1 rRNA gene is annotated in these 545 nt (G+C 54.9%); it reads right to left on the bottom strand.

Annotated features, from left to right (window positions below):
- Positions 1–545 (bottom strand): 23S ribosomal RNA (locus tag ACFO1S_RS21625); the annotation flags it as partial.

Here is a 545-nt window from a genome sequence, read left to right as displayed (position 1 = left end):
TTTCCAACCGCGCTGAGGGAACCTTAGAGCGCCTCCGTTACTTTTTAGGAGGCGACCGCCCCAGTCAAACTGTCCGCCTGACACGGTCCTCCTGCCCGATCAGGGCAGTGAGTTAGAACTCCGATACGATCAGGGTGGTATCCCAACGGCGCCTCCATGGAAGCTTGCGCTCCCACTTCTTCGGCTCCCACCTATCCTGTACAGACCGTACCAAAGTTCAATATCAAGCTACAGTAAAGCTCCATGGGGTCTTTCCGTCACGTCGCGGGTAACCTGCATCTTCACAGGTACTAAAATTTCACCGGATCTCTCGTTGAGACAGCGCCCAAGTCGTTACGCCATTCGTGCGGGTCAGAATTTACCTGACAAGGAATTTCGCTACCTTAGGACCGTTATAGTTACGGCCGCCGTTTACTGGGGCTTCGGTTCACAGCTTCGGGCTAAGCCCTAACCACTCCCCTTAACCTTCCAGCACCGGGCAGGCGTCAGCCCGTATACTTCGCCTTACGGCTTCGCACAGACCTGTGTTTTTGCTAAACAGTCGC

It is taken from the genome of Cohnella boryungensis, from assembly GCF_042651945.1.
GTDB classification, from domain to species: Bacteria; Bacillota; Bacilli; order Paenibacillales; family Paenibacillaceae; genus Cohnella; species Cohnella boryungensis.
This window is presented reverse-complemented; position numbering and strand designations above follow the sequence as displayed.